This is a genomic window from Ferrovibrio sp., assembly GCF_965278975.1.
Taxonomy (GTDB): Bacteria; Pseudomonadota; Alphaproteobacteria; order Ferrovibrionales; family Ferrovibrionaceae; genus Ferrovibrio.
On record NZ_OZ257126.1, the window covers coordinates 1,192,044 to 1,210,808 of the forward strand.

Annotated in this window: 16 protein-coding genes; 9 read left to right on the plus strand and 7 right to left on the minus strand. The window is 65.2% G+C overall.

The genetic code is table 11. From position 1 onward, the window contains the following. Nucleotide 1: 1 nt before the first annotated feature. Nucleotides 2-1,027, plus strand: coding sequence for a DNA polymerase III subunit delta (gene holA / locus ACQY7X_RS05685; RefSeq protein WP_428248887.1), 1,026 nt, complete (start codon nt 2-4; stop codon nt 1,025-1,027). 245 nt (nt 1,028-1,272) lie between these two features. Here holA and mutS read toward each other — a convergent pair whose 3' ends face one another. After that, nucleotides 1,273-3,882, minus strand: coding sequence for a DNA mismatch repair protein MutS (mutS, locus tag ACQY7X_RS05690; protein ID WP_428248888.1), 2,610 nt, complete (start codon nt 3,880-3,882; stop codon nt 1,273-1,275). 156 nt (nt 3,883-4,038) lie between these two features. Here mutS and ACQY7X_RS05695 point away from each other — a divergent pair, with 156 nt between their 5' ends. Further along, complete coding sequence (locus tag ACQY7X_RS05695) at nt 4,039-6,315, plus strand: NADP-dependent malic enzyme (protein WP_428248889.1); 2,277 nt, start codon at nt 4,039-4,041, stop codon at nt 6,313-6,315. A gap of 157 nt (nt 6,316-6,472) precedes the next feature. Here the strand turns inward: ACQY7X_RS05695 and ACQY7X_RS05700 are convergent, their stop codons facing one another. From ACQY7X_RS05700 to ACQY7X_RS05715, 4 genes are all read right to left on the minus strand, one after another. Then, the gene (locus tag ACQY7X_RS05700) at nt 6,473-6,865 is read right to left on the minus strand and encodes a DUF983 domain-containing protein (protein WP_428248890.1); all 393 of its coding nucleotides are present in this window, start codon (nt 6,863-6,865) and stop codon (nt 6,473-6,475) included. A gap of 13 nt (nt 6,866-6,878) precedes the next feature. Then, nucleotides 6,879-7,865, minus strand: a complete 987-nt coding sequence (locus ACQY7X_RS05705) for a magnesium transporter CorA family protein (protein WP_428248891.1) — start codon at nt 7,863-7,865, stop codon at nt 6,879-6,881. Nucleotides 7,866-8,032: 167 nt separating this feature from the next. Beyond that, complete coding sequence (locus ACQY7X_RS05710) at nt 8,033-9,013, minus strand: glycerophosphodiester phosphodiesterase (protein WP_428248892.1); 981 nt, start codon at nt 9,011-9,013, stop codon at nt 8,033-8,035. A gap of 239 nt (nt 9,014-9,252) precedes the next feature. Further along, nucleotides 9,253-10,017, minus strand: a complete 765-nt coding sequence (locus ACQY7X_RS05715; protein ID WP_428248893.1) for a tetratricopeptide repeat protein — start codon at nt 10,015-10,017, stop codon at nt 9,253-9,255. A 59-nt stretch (nt 10,018-10,076) separates the two neighbouring features. On the opposite strand from ACQY7X_RS05715, the gene ACQY7X_RS05720 reads away from it, so the two are divergent. Next, entirely contained in the window at nt 10,077-10,976 is a 900-nt protein-coding gene (locus ACQY7X_RS05720) for an SDR family oxidoreductase (RefSeq protein ID WP_428248894.1), read from the plus strand. On the opposite strand, the gene ACQY7X_RS05725 is transcribed toward ACQY7X_RS05720, so the two are convergent. Together ACQY7X_RS05725 and ACQY7X_RS05730 are read right to left on the minus strand one after the other, a co-directional pair. Further along, nucleotides 10,916-11,482 (minus strand): GNAT family N-acetyltransferase, encoded by a 567-nt coding sequence (locus tag ACQY7X_RS05725; protein WP_428248895.1) that lies wholly within the window; start codon nt 11,480-11,482, stop codon nt 10,916-10,918. The two genes, ACQY7X_RS05720 and ACQY7X_RS05725, sit on opposite strands and share 61 nt — an antisense overlap. Beyond that, complete coding sequence (locus ACQY7X_RS05730) at nt 11,479-12,219, minus strand: alpha/beta fold hydrolase (RefSeq protein ID WP_428248896.1); 741 nt, start codon at nt 12,217-12,219, stop codon at nt 11,479-11,481. The genes ACQY7X_RS05725 and ACQY7X_RS05730 overlap by 4 nt, the downstream gene beginning before the upstream one ends. Before the next feature lie 143 nt (nt 12,220-12,362). On the opposite strand from ACQY7X_RS05730, the gene ACQY7X_RS05735 reads away from it, so the two are divergent. The 6 genes from ACQY7X_RS05735 to thrS all read left to right on the plus strand — a co-directional run bounded on the left by ACQY7X_RS05735 (nt 12,363) and on the right by thrS (nt 18,761). After that, the gene (locus ACQY7X_RS05735; protein WP_428248897.1) at nt 12,363-13,556 is read left to right on the plus strand and encodes a glycosyltransferase family 4 protein; all 1,194 of its coding nucleotides are present in this window, start codon (nt 12,363-12,365) and stop codon (nt 13,554-13,556) included. Next, nucleotides 13,553-14,503 carry a glycosyltransferase family 9 protein gene (locus ACQY7X_RS05740; RefSeq protein ID WP_428248898.1) on the plus strand — a complete coding sequence of 317 codons (951 nt, stop codon included), beginning with the start codon at nt 13,553-13,555 and terminating at the stop codon, nt 14,501-14,503. The genes ACQY7X_RS05735 and ACQY7X_RS05740 overlap by 4 nt, the downstream gene beginning before the upstream one ends. 123 nt (nt 14,504-14,626) lie before the next feature. After that, nucleotides 14,627-15,958, plus strand: a complete 1,332-nt coding sequence (locus ACQY7X_RS05745) for a lipase family alpha/beta hydrolase (protein ID WP_428248899.1) — start codon at nt 14,627-14,629, stop codon at nt 15,956-15,958. A 104-nt stretch (nt 15,959-16,062) separates the two neighbouring features. Then, complete coding sequence (locus ACQY7X_RS05750; RefSeq protein ID WP_428248900.1) at nt 16,063-16,305, plus strand: type II toxin-antitoxin system Phd/YefM family antitoxin; 243 nt, start codon at nt 16,063-16,065, stop codon at nt 16,303-16,305. Beyond that, the gene (locus tag ACQY7X_RS05755) at nt 16,302-16,700 is read left to right on the plus strand and encodes a type II toxin-antitoxin system VapC family toxin (protein ID WP_428248901.1); all 399 of its coding nucleotides are present in this window, start codon (nt 16,302-16,304) and stop codon (nt 16,698-16,700) included. Before ACQY7X_RS05750 ends, ACQY7X_RS05755 begins: the two co-directional genes overlap by 4 nt. A gap of 72 nt (nt 16,701-16,772) precedes the next feature. Continuing rightward, nucleotides 16,773-18,761: a threonine--tRNA ligase gene (gene thrS, locus ACQY7X_RS05760; protein WP_428248902.1), complete on the plus strand. Its 1,989-nt coding sequence runs from the start codon at nt 16,773-16,775 to the stop codon at nt 18,759-18,761. Nucleotides 18,762-18,765 lie beyond the last annotated feature (4 nt).

Here is an 18,765-nt window from a genome sequence, read left to right on the forward strand (position 1 = left end):
CATGAAATTGAAGCCGGGCGAGGTTGAAGGCTTCCTGCGCAAACCACCGGCGGCCCTGCGTGCCGCCCTGTTTTTCGGCCCCGATACCGGCCTGGTGCATGAACGTGCCAAGGCGCTGGCGCAGACCGTGGTGCCCGATCTCTCCGATGCTTTCCGTGTTGCCAATATCACCGCGCAGCAGCTGGGCGAGGATCCGGCTCGGCTGGCCGACGAGGCCGCCGCGCTGTCCCTCATGGGTGGCCGCCGCGTGGTGCTGATCAGCGGTGTTGGCGACAAGCTGGCCAAGCTGTTCGCCGATTTCCTCAGCGATCCGCCGGGCGACGCCCTGGTGGTGGTGGAGGCTGGTGAACTGGCGGGGCGTTCATCCCTGCGCACCGCCTTCGAGACGGCACCGACCGCCGCCGCCATCGCCTGCTATGCCGATGATGCCAATGCACTGCTCGGTGTCATCCGTTCGATGTTGCAGGAAGCGGGCAAACGCGTCGACGACGACGCGCTGGAATACCTGCGCGACAATCTCGGCAGCGACCGCATGGTGACGCGCGGCGAGATCAACAAGCTGCTGCTCTACAAGGGCGACGAAGCCGGGCCGATCACCCTGGAAGATGCCGAGGCCTGTATCGGCGATTCCTCCGCCGGCAATCTCGACGATGCCGCCTTCGCGGCCTTCGGTGGCGACATCCCGGCCCTGGCGGAAGCCCTGGCGCAGAGCGAGATGGCAGGCGAGTCGCCGGTCGCCATCCTGCGCGTGACGCAGAAACATGCCCAGCGCCTGCATCTGGGCCTGAGCCGCATGGGTAATGGTGGCGGCGATCCAAAATTCCTCGCCAAGACGCTCGGTGTGTTCTGGAAACGCGAGGATGCCTTCGTGCGGCAGCTGCGGCTGTGGTCGCCGGAACGGCTGATGCGCGCGCTGGAAATCCTCACCGATGCCGAATTGCAGGCTAAGAGCACTGGCATCCCTTCGGAAGCCGTGACCGGCGACGCCCTGCTGCGCATCGCCAGGGCCGCGCGCGTCGCGCGGTAAGAAGCCGCGCCGCACGAGTGGCGCGGTAACTCTCAGGCCAGAACCGCGCGCGTCGCGCGGTGAGGACCAGCCCTTAACCTTGTCATACCCGCGAAAGCGGGTATCCCATTTTGTTAATGCAATGGGGCCCTCTGTAAGCGCGCGAACGCCAAAGGCGTTCGTGGGCGCACAGGCCCGAAGGGCTGGCGCGAGGGTGACGAAAACAACAGATAGATGCTCGCCTTCGCGGGCATGACGGAGAAGGGTTACGACAGCTTCCCCTTCAGCTCGAACAGCAGGTCGAGGGCCTGGCGCGGACTGAGTGAATCGAGATCGGCAACCTTCAGCGCCGCCTCGACTTCCGACTCCTTCGCCGCCACCGGCGCCGGACGCGCCAGATTGAACAGCGGCAGGTCATCGGCGAGTTTGCGCGCCGCCGCCGCACCGCCGCCCTCCTGCGCTTCGAGATGCTGCAACACCTCGGAGGCGCGACCGAGCACCGCCTGCGGCAGGCCAGCGAGTTTCGCCACCTGGATGCCATAGGAACGGTCGGCGGCACCAGCGCCGACTTCATGCAGGAAGACCAGGTCGCCCTGCCATTCCTTCACTTTGAGGGTATGATTCTCAAGCTGCGGCAGCTTGCCGGCGAGCTGCGTCAGTTCGTGGTAATGCGTCGCGAACAGGCCGCGGCAGCGGCTTTTCTCATGCAGGTATTCCACCACCGCCCAGGCAATCGAGAGGCCGTCAAACGTGGCCGTGCCGCGCCCGATTTCATCCAGGATCACCAGGGCGCGCGGCCCTGATTGATGCAGGATGGCGGCGGTCTCCACCATCTCGACCATGAAAGTACTGCGTCCGCGCGCCAGATCATCAGCGGCACCGACGCGGCTGAACAGCCGGTCCACGATGCCGATGCGCGCTTTTGCTGCCGGCACGAAGCTGCCCATCTGCGCCAGAATGGCGATCAGTGCGTTCTGGCGCAGGAAGGTGCTTTTACCCGCCATGTTCGGGCCGGTGAGCAGCCACAGGCGATGACCGTCGGAGAGGTCGCAATCATTGGCAACAAAACGCTCGCCCTCGCCACGGCGGCTTAGCGCCATCTCCACCACCGGATGCCGCCCGGCCTCGATATGGAAATCCAGGCTGTCATCGACCACGGCACGCACCCAGCGCTGGCGCATGCTGAGTTCGGCCAGGGCAGCCGTCATGTCCAGGGCAGCCAAAGCCTCGGCGGCCTGGCTGATCGCCATGGCATCGCCCAGGCTGCGCTGCACCAGGCCGTCGAATACCTCCAGCTCCAGCGCCAGTGCGCGGTCTGCCGCCTGCGAGATGCGGCTTTCCAGTTCGCCGAGTTCCGGCGTGCTGTAACGCACCGCGTTTGCCATGGTCTGGCGGTGGATGAAATGCTGCCCCATCTTGTCGGCATAGCGCGGCGTGATCTCGATGTAATAGCCGAGCACGTTGTTATGCCGGATCTTCAGGCCGGCAATGCCGGTCTCGCTGGCATAGCGATCCTGCAAGGCTGCGATATGGCGGCGGCTTTCATCGCGCAACAGGCGCAGTTCATCCAGATCGGCGCGATGCCCGGCGGCAACGAAGCCGCCATCGCGCGCCTGCATCGGCAATTCCGGCCCCAAAGCCTCGGTCAATACTTGCACCAGGGCGGCATGATGGCCAAGGGCTTCCGCCAATCCACCCAGTTCCGGCGGCAGTGCCGCTTCGGCGCGCAGGCGGCGCTGCATCGCACCGGCCTGATCCAAGCCATCGCGCAAGGCAGCCAGATCGCGCGGGCCGCCACGGCCCAGCGAGAGCCGTGAGAGCGCGCGCGCCAGATCGGGCACCTTGCGCAAGGCGGCCCGCAAATCCTCGCGCAGCCGCTCGCCTTCCAGCAGATAGCCGGTGGCATCGAGGCGCCGGTTGATGGCGGCCGCATCGGTGAGCGGTGCCTGCAATCGCAGCGCCAGCAGCCGCGCACCGGCGCCGGTCAGGGTCTCATCAATGGTGGCGAGCAGCGAACCATCGCGATTGCCTGAGAGGGTTTCGACCAGTTCGAGGTTGCGCCGCGTCGCGGCATCGATCGCCATCAGGCTGGCCATCGACTGGCGGGCCGGCGGACGCAGGGCCGGCAGCTTGCCGCGCTGGGTCAGTTCGACATAATCCAGCAGCGCGCCGGCAGCGGCACATTCCGCGCGTGCGAAGGAACCGAAGGCATCCAATGCTGCAACGCCGAAGGCGGCCTTGAGACGGCGCTCGCCGGCACCGGAATCGAAGCGCGCGGCTGGCAGCGGCGTCAGGGCCGCTTCCATGCCATCCAGGGCGGCACGCAGGGCAGGCCGCCCGAGCAGCGTATCGGCGAGCAGCAATTCGCGCGGCCGCAGCCGCGCCAGATCGGCGCCGAGCATCGCCGCACTGCTTTCCGCCACGCCGAATTCGCCGGTGGATATATCGAGCCAGGCAAGGCCAAGCGGGCCGCTTTCGCCGCCGCTCTGGGTCAGCGAGGCGAGGTAATTGTTGGCGCGGGCATCGAGCAGCGCGTCTTCCGTGATGGTGCCGGGCGTGACGGTGCGCACCACATCGCGCTTCACCACCGACTTGGAACCACGCTTCTTCGCTTCTGCGGGATCTTCGAGCTGTTCGCAGACCGCGACGCGGTGGCCCTGACGTATCAGACGGGAGAGGTAAGCTTCCGCCGCATGCACCGGCACGCCGCACATCGGGATATCCTGTCCCTCATGCAGCCCACGCTTGGTCAATGCGATATCCAGCGCGCGGGCAGCGGTCACCGCGTCGTCGAAGAACAACTCGTAGAAGTCACCCATGCGATAGAACAGCAGCGAGTCGGGGTTTTGCGCCTTGATGCCCAGATATTGGGCCATCAGGGGGCTGGCTGCTGGATTGTCGGACTGGTCGGGCTTACCCATCGGATCGGCGCATCATCTTTGGCGCTATGGCTCTTTCACGGCTGGCGGCGAGTGCCTAATATGGCCTGTTACAGGAGCCAATTTCCAGAGTCTAGGGACGGATAAACCGGGATGAGCGAGAGCAAAACCAACAGCCTCTACGAGGCCGCGCTGGAATTTCACAAAGTGGGCCAGCCGGGCAAGCTGGAAATCGTGCCGACCAAGCCGATGGCGACGACGCGCGATTTGAGCCTGGCCTATTCTCCCGGTGTTGCCGCGCCCTGCCTCGCCATCGCCGAGAATCCCGACACTGCTTATGACTACACCACCCGTGGTAACATGGTGGCGGTGATTTCCAACGGTACCGCCGTGCTGGGCCTTGGCAATCTCGGCGCGCTTGCCGGCAAGCCGGTGATGGAAGGCAAGTCGGTATTGTTCAAGCGCTTCGCCGATGTCGATTCCATCGACCTCGAAGTCGATACCGAGGAAGTCGACGCCTTCGTCAATGCCGTGCGCTATCTCGGCCCCAGCTTCGGCGGCATCAACCTGGAAGACATCAAGGCGCCGGAATGCTTCGTGATCGAGCAGCGCCTGCGCGAGCTGATGGATATTCCGATCTTCCATGACGACCAGCATGGCACCGCGATCATCGCCGCCGCCGGCCTGATTAACGCGCTGCATCTGACGGGCCGCGACATCAAGACTGCGAAGATGGTAGTGAACGGCGCCGGCGCCGCCGGCATCGCCTGCACCGAGCTGATGAAGGCCATGGGCATGGCCAACGAGAACGTGATCCTCTGCGACACCAAGGGCGTGGTCTACCAGGGCCGCACCGATGGCATGAACCAGTGGAAATCTGCCCATGCGGTGAAGACCGATGCGCGCAGCCTGGCCGATGCGGTGAAAGGCTCCGACATCTTCTTCGGCCTCTCGGTGAAAGGCGCGCTGACGCCGGACATGCTGCGCAGCATGGCGGCCAATCCGATCATCTTCGCCATGGCCAACCCGGACCCGGAAATCACCCCGGAGGAAGCCGCCGCCACCCGCGCCGACGCCATCATGGCGACCGGCCGCTCGGACTATGCCAACCAGGTCAACAACGTTCTCGGCTTCCCCTATATCTTCCGTGGCGCGCTGGACGTGCGCGCCCGCACCATCAACGATGCGATGAAGATCGCGGCGGCCGAGGCCATCGCCAAGCTGGCGCGTGAGGACGTGCCCGATGAAGTGGCCGCGGCCTACAAGGGCGCGCGGCCGAAATACGGCCCGAACTACATCATCCCCTCGCCGTTCGATCCGCGCCTGATCGTGGAAATCCCGCTCGCCGTTGCCAAGGCCGCCGTGGCCAGCGGCGTGGCGCGCAAGCCGATCGCCGATTGGGGCGCCTACCGCAACCAGCTTCGCGCCCGCCTCGATCCCACTGCCGGCAGCCTGCAGATCTTCATGGATCAGGTGGCCGCCAACCCTAAGCGCGTGGTGTTCGCCGAGGGCGAGGAAGAAACCGTGATCCGCGCCGCGCTCGCCTTCCGCGATGCCGGCTTCGGCACGCCGATCCTGATCGGCCGCAGCGAGCGCATCGCCGCGACCATGAAGGAAATCGGGCTCAGCAACCTGGATGGCATCGAGATCAGCAATGCGCGCGTCTCGACCCATAACGAGGCCTATACCGATTTCCTCTACAAGCGCCATCAGCGGCGCGGCGCCCTGCATCGCGATGTGCAGCGCCTGGTGAACCTGGACCGCAACGTGTTCGGCGCCTGCATGGTCGCCATGGGCCATGCCGATGCCATGGTCACCGGCGTCACCCGCACCTACAGCGTCTCCTATGAAGGCGTGCGCTGGGCCATCGATCCGGCACGCGGCCAGCGCGTGGTCGGCATCTCCATCATCCTGGCCAAGGGCCGTACCGTGTTCATCGCCGATACCTCGGTGACCGAACTGCCCGGCTCGCAGGATCTGAGCCAGATCGCCATCCAGGCCGCCGAAGTGGCACGCAAGATGGGCCATGAGCCGCGCGTTGCGCTGCTCTCGCATTCCAATTTCGGCAACGCCCCGGGCGGCGTGGTGGATGTGGTGCGCCAGGCGGTGATGGCGCTGGACCAGATGCGGTCGGGCGGCAGCGAGGTGAATTTCGAATACGATGGCGAAATGTCGGCTGCCGTGGCGCTGAACCCGGACCTGCAGAAGATCTATCCGTTCTGCCGGCTTTCCGGCCCGGCCAATGTGCTGATCATGCCCGGCCTGCATTCGGCGCTGATCTCGGCGCAGCTGCTGCAGGAACTCGGCGGCGGCACCGTGATCGGCCCGCTGCTGGTCGGCCTGGAAAAGCCGGTGCAGATTGCGCAGATGGGCGCAAGCTTGAGCGACATCGTCAACCTCGCCGCGCTGGCTGCTTATAACGCCCGCTGACGCGGGCTGGGCGCGCAGCAAACACCTTTGTGTAATGGCCCGCTTCAGGCGGGCCATTTCTTTGCAGGATGTCATCCCCGCGAAAGCGGGGATCCCATTTATATAAAAAGATAAAATGGGACTCTCGCTTGCGCGAGAGTGACGATCTGTCGGATGGTCAGAACGGTTCGCTGCCGAAGCCGTGCATGCGGCGGGCATATTGCAGGCCGATCAGCGCGCCTTTGATGCGCGGCAGCAGCCACAGCGACAGGATCAGGGTGAGCGGCAGCCACAGCACCATGTGCAGCCATTCCGGCGGCTGCGCCTTCTGTTCCAGCATCAGCATCAGCGGCACGATGATATGCGCCACGATCAGAATGGTGAAATAGGGCGGCGCGTCATCGGCGCGCTGGCCATCCAGGCGCAGGCCGCAGGCGCCGCAGCTCTCGATGACTTTCAGATAGCTGCCAAACATCCGGCCCTGGCCGCATTGCGGGCAGCGGCAGAACCAGCCCCGGCGCATCGCCAGCCAGAGGTCGCGCTGCGCCATCATGGAGCCACCCTGGTTCATAGCCAGCCCCTGTTCACAACCAGCCCTTCCGCTTGAACCACCAATAGGGCAAAGCCGCCGAGGCGATCATCATCACGATGGCCATCGGATAGCCGAAGCTCCAGTCCAGTTCCGGCAGGTTGCGGAAATTCATGCCGTAGATGCTGGCAATCAGCGTCGGCGGCAGGAACACGGTGGCGGCCACCGAGAAGATCTTGATGATCTTGGTCTGCTGGATGTTGATCAGGCCGAGCGTGGCATCGAGCAGGAAATTGCCCTTATGCGCCAGGAAGCCGGATTGCTCGGTGAGCGACTGCACGTCGCGCGCGATGGTCTTGAGCCACTGGCGGCTTTCCTTGGTGCCGCGCTGCTCGGTGAGCGACAGGTTGAGGAAAGCGATCAGGCGGTTCAGCGTGGTGAGGCTGTCGCGGATGCGGCTGTTCAGATCCTCGATGCGGCCCAGGTTGCGGATCGCATCTTCCAGATCGGCATCATCGGGCTCGTCGCGGGTGCCATCGGCGCGGTAGCCGAAGATCGAGCGCGAAAGCTGATCGAGGTCGCGGCCGGCCCATTCCAGCACGTCGGCGGCGCGGTCGATGATCGAGTCGAGCAGGCCGCAGAGCGCGATATCGGGCGTGGCGCACATCGAGGGCGTGCGCATGGCACGGGTGATGAAGGAACGGAAAGCCTGCGGATCGGCGTAGCGCAAGGTCACCAGCGCGCGATGCGAGCGGATGAAGGTGATCGCCGTGGTCTGCGGCAGCGGCGTCTCGGCATGGTAGAGCACGTTCGCCGTCATGTAGCTGATATCGGCCTCGCGGTAGAGGCGGCTGGAGATTTCGATCTCCTGCATCTCCTCGCGGGTCGGCATCTCAAGCCCGAGCAGGGCTTCGACAGCCTTTTCCTCAGCCGGCGTCGGCTCGACGAGATCAAGCCACACCACGCCTTCCGGCAGGACATCGGCCGGAGTCAGGTCGATCTTTTGCAGCAAAGAGCCTTGCGGCAGGTAGGCTGTGATCATGGCCGGTACCTGGTTGCTTACGGTCTGCGAAGGGCTTGCGCGGTATGGTTCCGGTCTGCATCCCGGGCCACCGCCGCGCCCGCCTTGTAGCCCCGTTGGCGCGGCTTGGAAACCCTGAAAATGCACCTGCGGCGTTTTGGCCGCTTAAGCGTTAGCGAAGTTTTATCTCACGGTGCGACCGGGCTGGGTTTCGGCAGCGCCAGGCCCTTCTCCGCCATCACCCGGCGCAGCCGGTCCGGGTAGTCGGAAATGATGCCATCGACACCAGTTTCGATCAGCCGCGCCATATCGGCGGGATCGTTTACTGTCCAGGGGATCACCTGCAACCCCAGGGCATGGGCCTCGGTAACGTTTTCCTTGGTCACGTTGCGCCAGAACGGCGACCAGATACGGCCGCCCGCCGCCTGTACCAGACGCGGCACCGAACCGCCGAAATCATCCACATCGAGGCCGCCGAGCCACGGGCTGGCGCCGGGCTTGCCGCGCTCCACATTGTCGGAATTCGGGGTTTCGATGGTGAGCATGGCAAGCGGGATTTCCGGCGCGATCTGGCGCGCATGCTTCAGGCTGCGCCAGTCGAAGCTCTGAATGGCGGCGCGGCTGACCATGCCGGCCTTGCGGATTTCTGCCACCAGGGCCGTGGCCAGTTCTTCCGGCGTGGCGCTGTCATGGGGCTTGAGCGGCGAGACCTTGGTCTCGATGTTGAAGCGCACATCGGAATTGCCGGCGCGCGCCACCAGCGCGAACACATCCGCAAGCAGCGGCATGCGCGTGCCATCCACCGGCTTCTGTTTCGGGTAATTCTGGCTGTAGCGGTTATCGGGATTGAGCCGGCCGACATCGTAGCGGCGCAGTTCGGCCAGCGGAGTCTGGCGGATCGCCGGGCCAGGCTCCTTGAGGAAGCTGCCATCGGGCTTGCGCGTCACGGTCGGCAGCAGCACCGGGTCATGCCCCACCAGCACGGCATTGTCGCTGGTCAGGTTGATATCGAGTTCCAGGGTGGTGACGCCCAGCGTCAGGGCGGTGGCAAAGGCCGGCAGGGTGTTTTCCGGCGCCAGGCCGCGCGCGCCGCGATGGCCTTGCAGGTCGAAAGCCTGGGCCGAAAGCGGCAGCAGCGCAATCAGTGAAACGGCGAGCAGGCGGCGCATGCGATTCCCTCCCTGGCATACTGCGCGCCAGTAGACGCCGCCCGCCGTCATCCGGCAAGACGCGGCAAGAAAAGCGTCATCCTTCTCCCTGCTGCCCCTCCCTGCCGTCATCCTCGCGCCAGCCCTTCGGGCCTGTGCGCCCACGAACGCCTTTGGCGTTCGCGCGCTTACAGAGGATCCCATTTTTACGCCATGAAATGGGACCCTCGCTTTCGCGAGGGTGACGAATAGGCCGGCCTCTACCGGTTGAAATCCAGTGCCTCGATCTGCTTCGCGGCGGCCTCGGCGGCGGCGGTATCGGGTGCCAGCATACGCACCTGTACCAGATCAGCGCGGGCAGCGCGGCGGTCACCGGCAGCGACCCGCAGATAGGCGCGCTCCAGCAAGGCTTCCACATTGCGGGCATTCAGCGCCAGCGCGGTTTCGGCATCTTCCAGCGCGCCGGCGGCATTGTTCTGCAACCGGCGGGCAGCAGCGCGCAAGGCCATGGCATCGTCCCGCGTCGGCTCCAGGCCCAGCGCGTGCGTGAGATCGGCCTCGGCGGCGGCATATTCATTGAGTTCCGCCAGCGCCTGGGCACGATCGAGCCGCAATTCGATGGCATTGGGCCGCGCCGCCACCGCGATATCCAGCAGCTTGCGGGCGCGGTCGGCCAGGCCGGCGAGCAGCCAGGCATTGGCCGCCTGATCGACGATATCGGTGACCAGATGCGGCACCTGACGCTCGGCCTCGGGCAGCAACTGCTCCAGGCGGTCGGCGGCATCGCCGTAATGCTTCAGCTCGAACAGCGCCAGCGCGGCGCAATGCGCCGCAGGCAGGCCGCCGCCGGTTGCCTGCCAGGTCTGCGCCTCGGCAAAGGCCTCTTCCGGACGGCTGCGCACCAGCCCCAGGCAATCCTGGTAGCCGAGCGCCTGCATTGCCCGCTGGGCCTGGGCGGGGGCGGGAACCTGGATGAAAAAAGCCGTGGCCAGGCCGAGGCAGGCGAGCGCGAAACGAGGCATCATGCAGCGGAACATGGGGGCGGAGATTGACCGCCGCAACCGGGAAAGGCAAGAAACCGGACATGGATAAAAATCTCTTCTGCTTCGGCCTCGGCTACAGCGCGCAAAGCCTGATCGCACTGCTGCGCCAGCGGGAACCCGGGCAATGGCGCTTTTCCGGCACGGTGCGCTCTCCCGAGAAGGCCGCCGGCTTCGCGGCACACGGCATTGCCGCGCAAACCTTCGATGGCAGCGCCAAGCTGCCGCAGCCGGAACTGCTGGCGCAGGCGACGCATCTGCTGATTTCAGCGCCAGCCGAACAAGGGGGCGGCGATCCAGTATTGCGCCAGCATGCCGCCGATATCGCCGCCCATCGCGGCCTTCACTGGATCGGTTATCTCTCCACCACCGGCGTCTATGGCGACAAGCAGGGCGCCTGGGTGGATGAGAGCATGGCGATGGCGCCGAGCCAGGAACGCGGCCGCCGCCGCGCCGAGGCCGAGGCCGGCTGGCTGGCGCTGCATGCCGATCACGGCCAGCCGGTGCACACATTCCGCCTCGCCGGCATCTACGGCCCGGGCCGCAGCGCGCTGGACAATCTGCGCGCCGGCAAGGCACACCGCATCGTCAAGCCGGGGCAGTATTTCTCGCGCATCCATGTCGACGATATTGCCCAGGTGCTGGCGGCTTCCATCGCCCGGCCCAATCCCGGCGCGTCCTATAATGTCGCCGACGACGAACCGGCGCCGCCGCAGGATGTGATCGCCTATGGCGCCGAACTGCTCGGCATCGCCGCCCCGCCGGAAGTACCGTTCGAGCAGGCCGAGATGACCCCGATGGCGCGCAGTTTCTATGCCGAGAACAAGCGCGTCTCGAACCGCCGCATCAAGGACGAACTCGGCGTGACCCTGCTCTATCCGACCTACCGCGAAGGCCTGAAGGCGCTGCTGGCATCATCCAGCGCCCCGATGTCTCGCGCATAGAAGACGCAGATTTCATCGCGCTGGCGGGCGGGGACGTAATGCGGCCCCTCGCCGATCTTGTGCATCCCGAGCCGCACCAGGGCGGCGATGGAAGCGGCATTATTGGGCCGCGCGCCGGCGATGATGCGCTTCAGGCCCAAAGCCGCTATCGCTTCAGTAACAAAGGCCGGCAGGGCCTCGGTGAGATAGCCTTTGCGGTGATAGGCTTCGCCGAGCCAGTAGCTGAGCGTGCCGGTGGGCAATGAAGATTCGCTCAGGCCCATGGCGAGCCAGCCGATCATGCGGTCATCGCCGCCCGGCAGCGTCAGCACGCGGTAGCAGCCCATCCGCGTCTCATGCGCCGCCAGGGCTTCCGCGATGCGCCGTTCCGCCATGGCGACAGAATAGGGATAGGGCCAGGTCGCCGTGAAGCTGCTTATCAGCGGCGTGATCAAGGCCGCAAGCGTGGCGGCATCCCCGGGCCGGGGCGGCCGCAGGTGCAGCCGCGCCGGACTTTCGCTGCTCACGCGATGCCCCACACCGCATCCAGCAGCAGCGCGATATCCTCGGGCCGCGACAGACGGTGGTCGCCATCCTTGATCAGCGTGAGACGCGCATCGCCGCCGGAAAAGGCTTCGATGCTGCGCACGGCATGCTGCCAGGGCACGTCAGGGTCCTGCATGCCCTGCAGGATGCGCACCGGGCAATCCAGCGCAATCGGCCGGTCCAGGATCAGGTGGTTGCGGCCTTCCTGGATCAGCTTGAAATGATACTCGTAGGGCGCATCGGAATATTGCGACGGTTCGTAGAGCACGCCCTCGCGCTCCAGCGTGCTGCGCTGTGCCGGCGTCATCTGCGCCCACATCAGCGTTTCGGTGAAATCCAGCGCCGGGGCGACCAGCACCAGGCCGGCGCAGCGTTGCGGCCGCGAGAGCGCGGCGAGCGTGGCCAGCCAGCCGCCCATGCTGGAGCCGATGATGATCTGCGGCCCCGTGGTCAGGTGATCGAGCACGGCCAGGGTATCATCCAGCCAGCGGCCGATGCTGCCATCCTTGAAGGCGCCGCTGGACTGGCCATGGGCGAAATAATCGAAGCGCGTGGCGGCGCGGCCTTGCTGCCGGGCCGCCGCTTCCAGCGCCACGGCCTTGGTGCCGGTCATGTCGCTGCGGTAGCCGCCGCAGAACAGCAAGCCCGGCCCGGCACCCGGGACCTGGGCATAGGCGAGCTGGTGGCCATCGGGGCGCCTGAGAATTTGGGGAAGCATCTGGGGGGCATTATTCATAGTGCATTGGTAGCCAAGCCAGGGGCCTCCCGCCAGTATTGGCGCCAATTCAACCGGGGGCGGTCCCTTGCCACGGGCAGGGCTTTGCGATAACCCGGGGGCAATCAAGAACCCAACCCCCAAGTATGTCTGATCCTCAACCAACCGCCGCTGCCAGCCGGCCGCCCGCTGTCCTGCAAGTGATTCCCGCCCTGGTCACCGGCGGGGTCGAGCGCGGCACCGTGGACCTAGCCCGCGCCCTGGCCCAGGCCGGGTGGAAATCCTATGTCGCCTCCGAAGGCGGCCCGATGGTGCGCGAGCTGGAGCGCGCCGGGGCGCAGCATTTCACCCTGCCGCTGGCGAGCAAGAATCCGCTGGTGATGCGCAAGAATGTCGGCCGCCTGGAGGCGCTGATCCGCGACTTGCCGGTCGATCTGGTGCATGCCCGCAGCCGGGCGCCAGCCTGGTCGGCGCGGGCCGCCGCACGGGCCTGCGGCCTGCCTTTCGTGACCACCTTCCACAATGCCTACAAGGCCGATAACTGGCTGAAGAAGCTGTGGAATTCCTCGATGGCCAAGGGCGACCGGGTGGTTGCCATCTCGGATTTCGTCGCCAACCACGCGCATAGCCGCTATGGCGTACCCTGGACCCGGCTGACCACCATCCCGCGCGGCACCGACCTGGCCAAGTTCGACCCCACGCGGGTCAGCCCCGAGCGTATCACCCAGCTTTCGCGCGCCTGGCGCCTGGAAGACGGCCTGCCGGTGATCCTGCTGCCGGGCCGCCTGACCCGCTGGAAGGGCCAGACCGTGCTGCTGCGGGCGCTGGCCAAGCTGGCCGAACTGCGCGGCGGCAAGCGCGACTTCATCGGCGTGGTGGTGGGCGACCACCAGGGCCGCGAGACCTACCGCAACGAATTGTTCCAGCTGGCCGCCCAGCTTGGCCTGGAAGGCAGCCTGCGGCTGCCCGGCGATACCCGCGACATGCCGGCGGCGCTGATGCTGGCCGATGTGGTGGTTTCAGCCTCGATCGAGCCCGAAGGCTTCGGCCGCATCGCCGTGGAAGCCCAGGCGATGGGCCGCCCGGTGATCGCCACCAACCATGGCGGCGCGCGCGAAACCGTGCTGCCGGGCGAGACCGGCTGGCTGGTGGCGCCGAACCATCCGGCGGAACTGGCGGCGGCGCTGAATGAAGCGATCTCCATGACGCCGGAGCAGCGCCAGGCGATGAGCCGCCGGGCCATGGACCATGTGGCGGCGCATTTCACCGTGGATGCGATGTGCGCCGGCTATATCCAGGTCTATACCGAGCTGCTGTTCGGCCGCGAGGCGGCGGCATGACGCTGCCGGCACTGGCAGCCGAGCCGCAGCGCCTCTTGGTGATCAAGCATGGCGCGCTGGGTGATTTCATCCAGGCGCTGGGGCCGATGCAGGCGATCCGCGAAGCACATCCGCAGGCGCATATCACGCTGCTGACCACCGCCCCCTATGCCGAGCTTGGCCGCCGCTCCGGCTATGTCGATGATGTGTGGATCGATCCGCGGCCGCGCTGGAATTTCGGGCAATGGCTGGCGTTGCGCGCCAAGCTGATCTCCGGTCGCTTCGGCCGCATCTACGACCTGCAGACCTCGGGCCGCTCGACGCGCTATTTCTACCTGTTCCCGCGCCCGCGCCCGGAATGGTCCGGCATCGGGCTGGGCCGCTCGCATCCCCATGCCAATGAGCGCCGCAACCTGATGCACACGCTGGACCGCCAGGCCGAGCAGCTGCGCATGGCCGGGATCAGCCGGGTGCCGCCGCCGGATCTGAGCTGGGCCGATGCCGATATCGGGCGCTACAGGCTGGAGCCGCGCTTTGCCCTGCTGGTGCCGGGCGGCTCGGCGCACCGGCCGGAAAAACGCTGGCCGGCGCAGCACTATGCCACGCTGGCCCGGGCCTTGAGCGCCGATGGCATCCAGCCGGTGCTGATCGGCACCAAGGCGGAAGCCGAGCTGATCGGCGCCATCAAGGCCGAGGCGCCGAAATCCGCCGACCTGCTGGGCCGCACCAGCTTTTTCGACCTTGCCGCCCTGGCACGCCAGGCGGTGGTGGCGGTGGGCAACGATACCGGCCCGATGCACCTGTTCGCGGTCGCCGGCGCCCCCTGCCTGGTGCTGTTTTCCGCCGCCTCCGACCCGATGCTCTGCGCGCCGCGCGGCCAGCAGGTGCGGGTGATCCGTTCCTCCAAACTGGAGGATGTGTCGGTGGAAGAAGTGCTGGGCGCCCTGGCTCTGCTCAATCAGCTTTAGAGCGTTTCAATACCGCTGCAAAACCGCCGTGGCCACACATTCAAATATACCACTTTATGGTTTAATGATATAAATTAAACACCATAAAAGCAGTATCAGCCAGACCATTGATGGGGGAACCTCATGGCATTGCCTGATCCGGTGATTTTCCTGCCAGGAATTCTTGGCACCAACCTGCGCGACCTTTACAGCATCCCGCCCGAATTGGTGTGGGCTTACCCCGACAGCATGCTCGCGCCCTGGCGCAACGAGCAGAATTTCGAGCGCGTGGCGCTGCATCCAGACAATCCTCAATACGAGGCGCGGGAGCCGGCACGGGTCAGCCCGGATTACATGCCCGGTGCGGTCTACGCGGAATTCATCGACGAATTGCGCCATAACCTGCGGCGGAGCGAACAGGAGCCGGTACCGGTCTATCCCTTCGGCTATGACTGGCGCCAGAAACTCGATATCACCCAGGCGCAGCTCGGCGAGTTCATCACCGAAGTGATCGAGCGCACCCTGCTGCTGCGCCATTATCATGCCGACGGCTACCACAAACGCCGCACCGTCAGCCTGATCGGCCATTCCATGGGCGGCCTGGTCATTGCCGGCTATCTCGCCAGCCGGATGCCAGCAAATGGCGGCAAGGGCGATGCCCGGGTGAGCAAGGTCATCACCCTGGCCACGCCCTTCCGGGGCTCCATCGAATCCGTGGTGAAAATAACCACGGGCACCGACAATCTCGGCGGCACGCCACCCAAACCGCGCGAGCGTGAAGCCGCCCGCATCACGCCAGCGCTGTATCACCTGCTGCCGAGCTTTTCTGACGGAATCGGCCTGCCGCCGAACAGCGATTCGCTATTCAAGGAAACCGTCTGGCAACGCAGCATCAAGGACACCATCGCCGCCTATATCGACAAATACCGTGTCGATCCCGCCGCCGCGAAACCGGATGACGCGGCAATATTGCTGCAACGCTTCCTGAGTGAAGCCAAACGCTACATCGACAAGGTGGCCGCCCTCGATCTCGCGGCCATCAACCTGAAATCCACCGACTGGCTCTGCATCATTGGCGGCGGCAGCAACACCCGGGTGGCGCTGAATATCGACGGCAAGGGCAGAACCGGGCCGGAATTCCGCTTCAACGAGAAGGAAGACTGGGCCAATGACTGGCCGAACAGCCTGCGATCAGGCGATGGCACCGTGCCGCTGGCCGGCGCGCTGCCACGCTTCCTCGCCCCCAACCAAGTCGTCTGCGTAACGCCCGACGATTTCGGCGCCTGGGAAATCGCCGATCAGGCACTGAACAAGCTGGCGGGCTTCCACGCTCTTCTGCCCAATATGAACCTGACGCAGCGCCTGGCCGTCCGTTTCCTGCGCCCGGAAAGCCGCAGCGATATCTGGGGCCGGCCATTGCCGGGAGTGAAGCAGTGGGATCCGCCGATTGCCGGCTTGCCGCCACGCGACAACTAAGTATTTGAAATTCAGCCCTTCCGCGCTAATATGACCATAGTGCGTGACCATGGTCATATGACCATGGTCATCTACAGGAGACCTGCCATGACCCGGATGATCCCATGACCCGTATGATCAAGGCCAGCGAGTTCAAGGCCAAATGCCTCGGCCTGATGGACGAGGTGGCGGCCAGCGGCGAAAGCATCATCATCACCAAGAACGGCAAGCCGGTGGCTACGCTGGCACCGGCGCGCAAGTACACCTTCGACGAAGCCTATGGCGCCTTGAAGGACAAAATCAGGATCACCGGTGATATCATCTCGCCGGCGAGCGACCCAGAGGACTGGGAGGTTTTGCGCGATTGATCCTGCTCGACACCCATGTACTGATCTGGCTGCTCTATCGGAGCCGCAATTTCGGACCCAGAACGCAAGCTTTATTGGATCAGGGCTTCCAGGCCGAGAGCCTCGTCGCATCGGCAATCAGCTATTGGGAAATCGGCCTGTTGCAGCGCAAGCGCCGAATTGAGTTGGATCTTACAGCCAGCGAATTCCGCGACACCGCCCTGAAACTCGGGATCGACGAACTACCACTGGACGGCGCCACCGCGATTGCCGCCGCCAGCCTCGACCTGCATCCCGATCCGGCAGACCGTTTCATCCTCGCCACCGCCCAGGCGCAGGCCGCCATCCTGGTGACGGCGGATGAGCAGTTGCTGGCCTGGCCGGGGCAGGTGAACCGCCAGGATGCCCGGCTATGATTGGTGGGCGGGTTGACAGGGCAAGACCATGCTCTAGGCTGCGCCGCCTTGGTTTTACTTGAGGATTCCAGCATGTCCGCCACCGCTTCCGCGCCCGAGATTCGCCTGACGCTGCCCGATGGCAGCGTGCGAACTTGCGCCAGCGGGGCGACCGGCGCCGATATCGCCGCCGCCATCGGTCCGGGCCTGGCCAAGGCCGCACTGGCGATCCGCCTGGATGGCACCTTGCGCGATCTCAAGACGCCGCTGAAAAGCGACGCGCGTTTCGAGATCGTGACCATGAAGGACAAGAACGAGGCCGAACTCCTCGAACTGATCCGCCATGACGGCGCCCATGTGCTGGCCCAGGCGGTGCAGGAACTGTTCCCCGGCACCCAGATCACCTTTGGCCCGGCAACCGATGACGGCTTCTATTACGACTTCGTGCGCGATGAGCCGTTCACGCCGGAAGACTTCGCCAAGATCGAACAGCGCATGGCCGAGATCGTAAAGCGCGATCTGCCGATCGACCGCGAGGAATGGCCCGCCGACAAGGCAGTGGATTACTTCAAGTCCATCGGCGAGACCTACAAGGCCGAATGGGTGGCGGAAATCGCCAAGCGCGGCGAGGCAATCTCGATCTACCGCCAGGGCGACGCTTGGCTCGACCTCTGCATGGGCCCGCATCTGCCTTCCACCGGCAAGCTGCCCGTCGCCTTCAAGATCATGAAGGTATCCGGCGCCTATTGGCGCGGCGATGCCAAGAATCGCCAGTTGCAGCGCGTCTACGCCACCGCCTGGCGCGACCCGAAAGAACTGGACGCGCATCTCAAGCGCCTGGAAGAAGCCGAAAAGCGCGACCACCGCCGTTTGGGCCGCGAGATGGGCCTGTTCCATCAGCAGGAAGAAGCGGCAGGCATGGTGTTCTGGCACCCCAAGGGCTGGACGCTGTACCGCACGCTTGAGCGCTTCATGCGCGAGCGCCTGGAAGTCGCCAAGTATGTGGAAGTGAAAACGCCGCAGCTGGTCGACCGCAAGCTCTGGGAGGCTTCCGGCCACTGGGAGAAGTTCCGCCAGAACATGTATATCGCGGAGAACGAGGACGGCATCCGCGATTACGCCGCCGATCCGAATGAACGCATCTTCGCGCTGAAGCCGATGAACTGCCCCTGCCATGTGCAGATTTTCAATCAGGGGCTTAAATCCTATCGCGACCTGCCGCTGCGCATGGCCGAGTTCGGTTCCTGCCACCGCTTCGAGCCGGGCGGTGCGCTGCACGGCATCATGCGGGTGCGCAACTTCACCCAGGACGACGCGCATATCTTCTGCACCGAAGACCAGATCATCTCCGAGAGCCAGGCCTTCTGCTCGCTGCTGCAGGGCATCTACCAGGATCTCGGCTTCGCCGAATTGCGGGTGAAATTCTCCGACCGCCCGGCGACGCGGGCCGGCAGCGACGCGATCTGGGACAAGGCCGAGGGCGCACTGAAGGCCGCCTGCGAGGCCGTGGGCCTGGACTACACGCTGAACCCAGGCGAAGGCGCCTTCTATGGCCCGAAGCTGGAATTCGTGCTGCGCGACACCATTGGCCGCGACTGGCAATGCGGCACCTTGCAGGTGGATTTCGTGCTGCCGGAACGCCTGGGCGCGGAATATGTCGGCGCCGATGGCGCCCGCCACCAGCCGGTGATGCTGCACCGGGCGATTCTGGGCAGTTTCGAGCGCTTTATCGGCATCCTGCTGGAACAATATGCCGGCAAACTGCCGCTCTGGCTGTCGCCGCTGCAGGTGGTGGTGGCGCCAATCGTCTCCGATGCCGACCCCTATGCCCAGAAGGTGGCCGACGAGATGGCCGCCGCCGGCCTGCGCGTGGATACCGATCTGCGCAATGAAAAGATCAACTACAAGATCCGCGAGCATAGCCTGGTCAAGGTGCCGGTGCTGGCCATCGTGGGCAAAAAAGAGGCTGAGCAAGGAACGGTCACATTGCGCCGCCTGGGCGAGGAGGCCCAGGTAACCGTTGCGCTGGCCGACGCGGTTGCTAAATTGGCCGCCGAAGCACGCCTGCCGGCTGCCCGTTAAACCA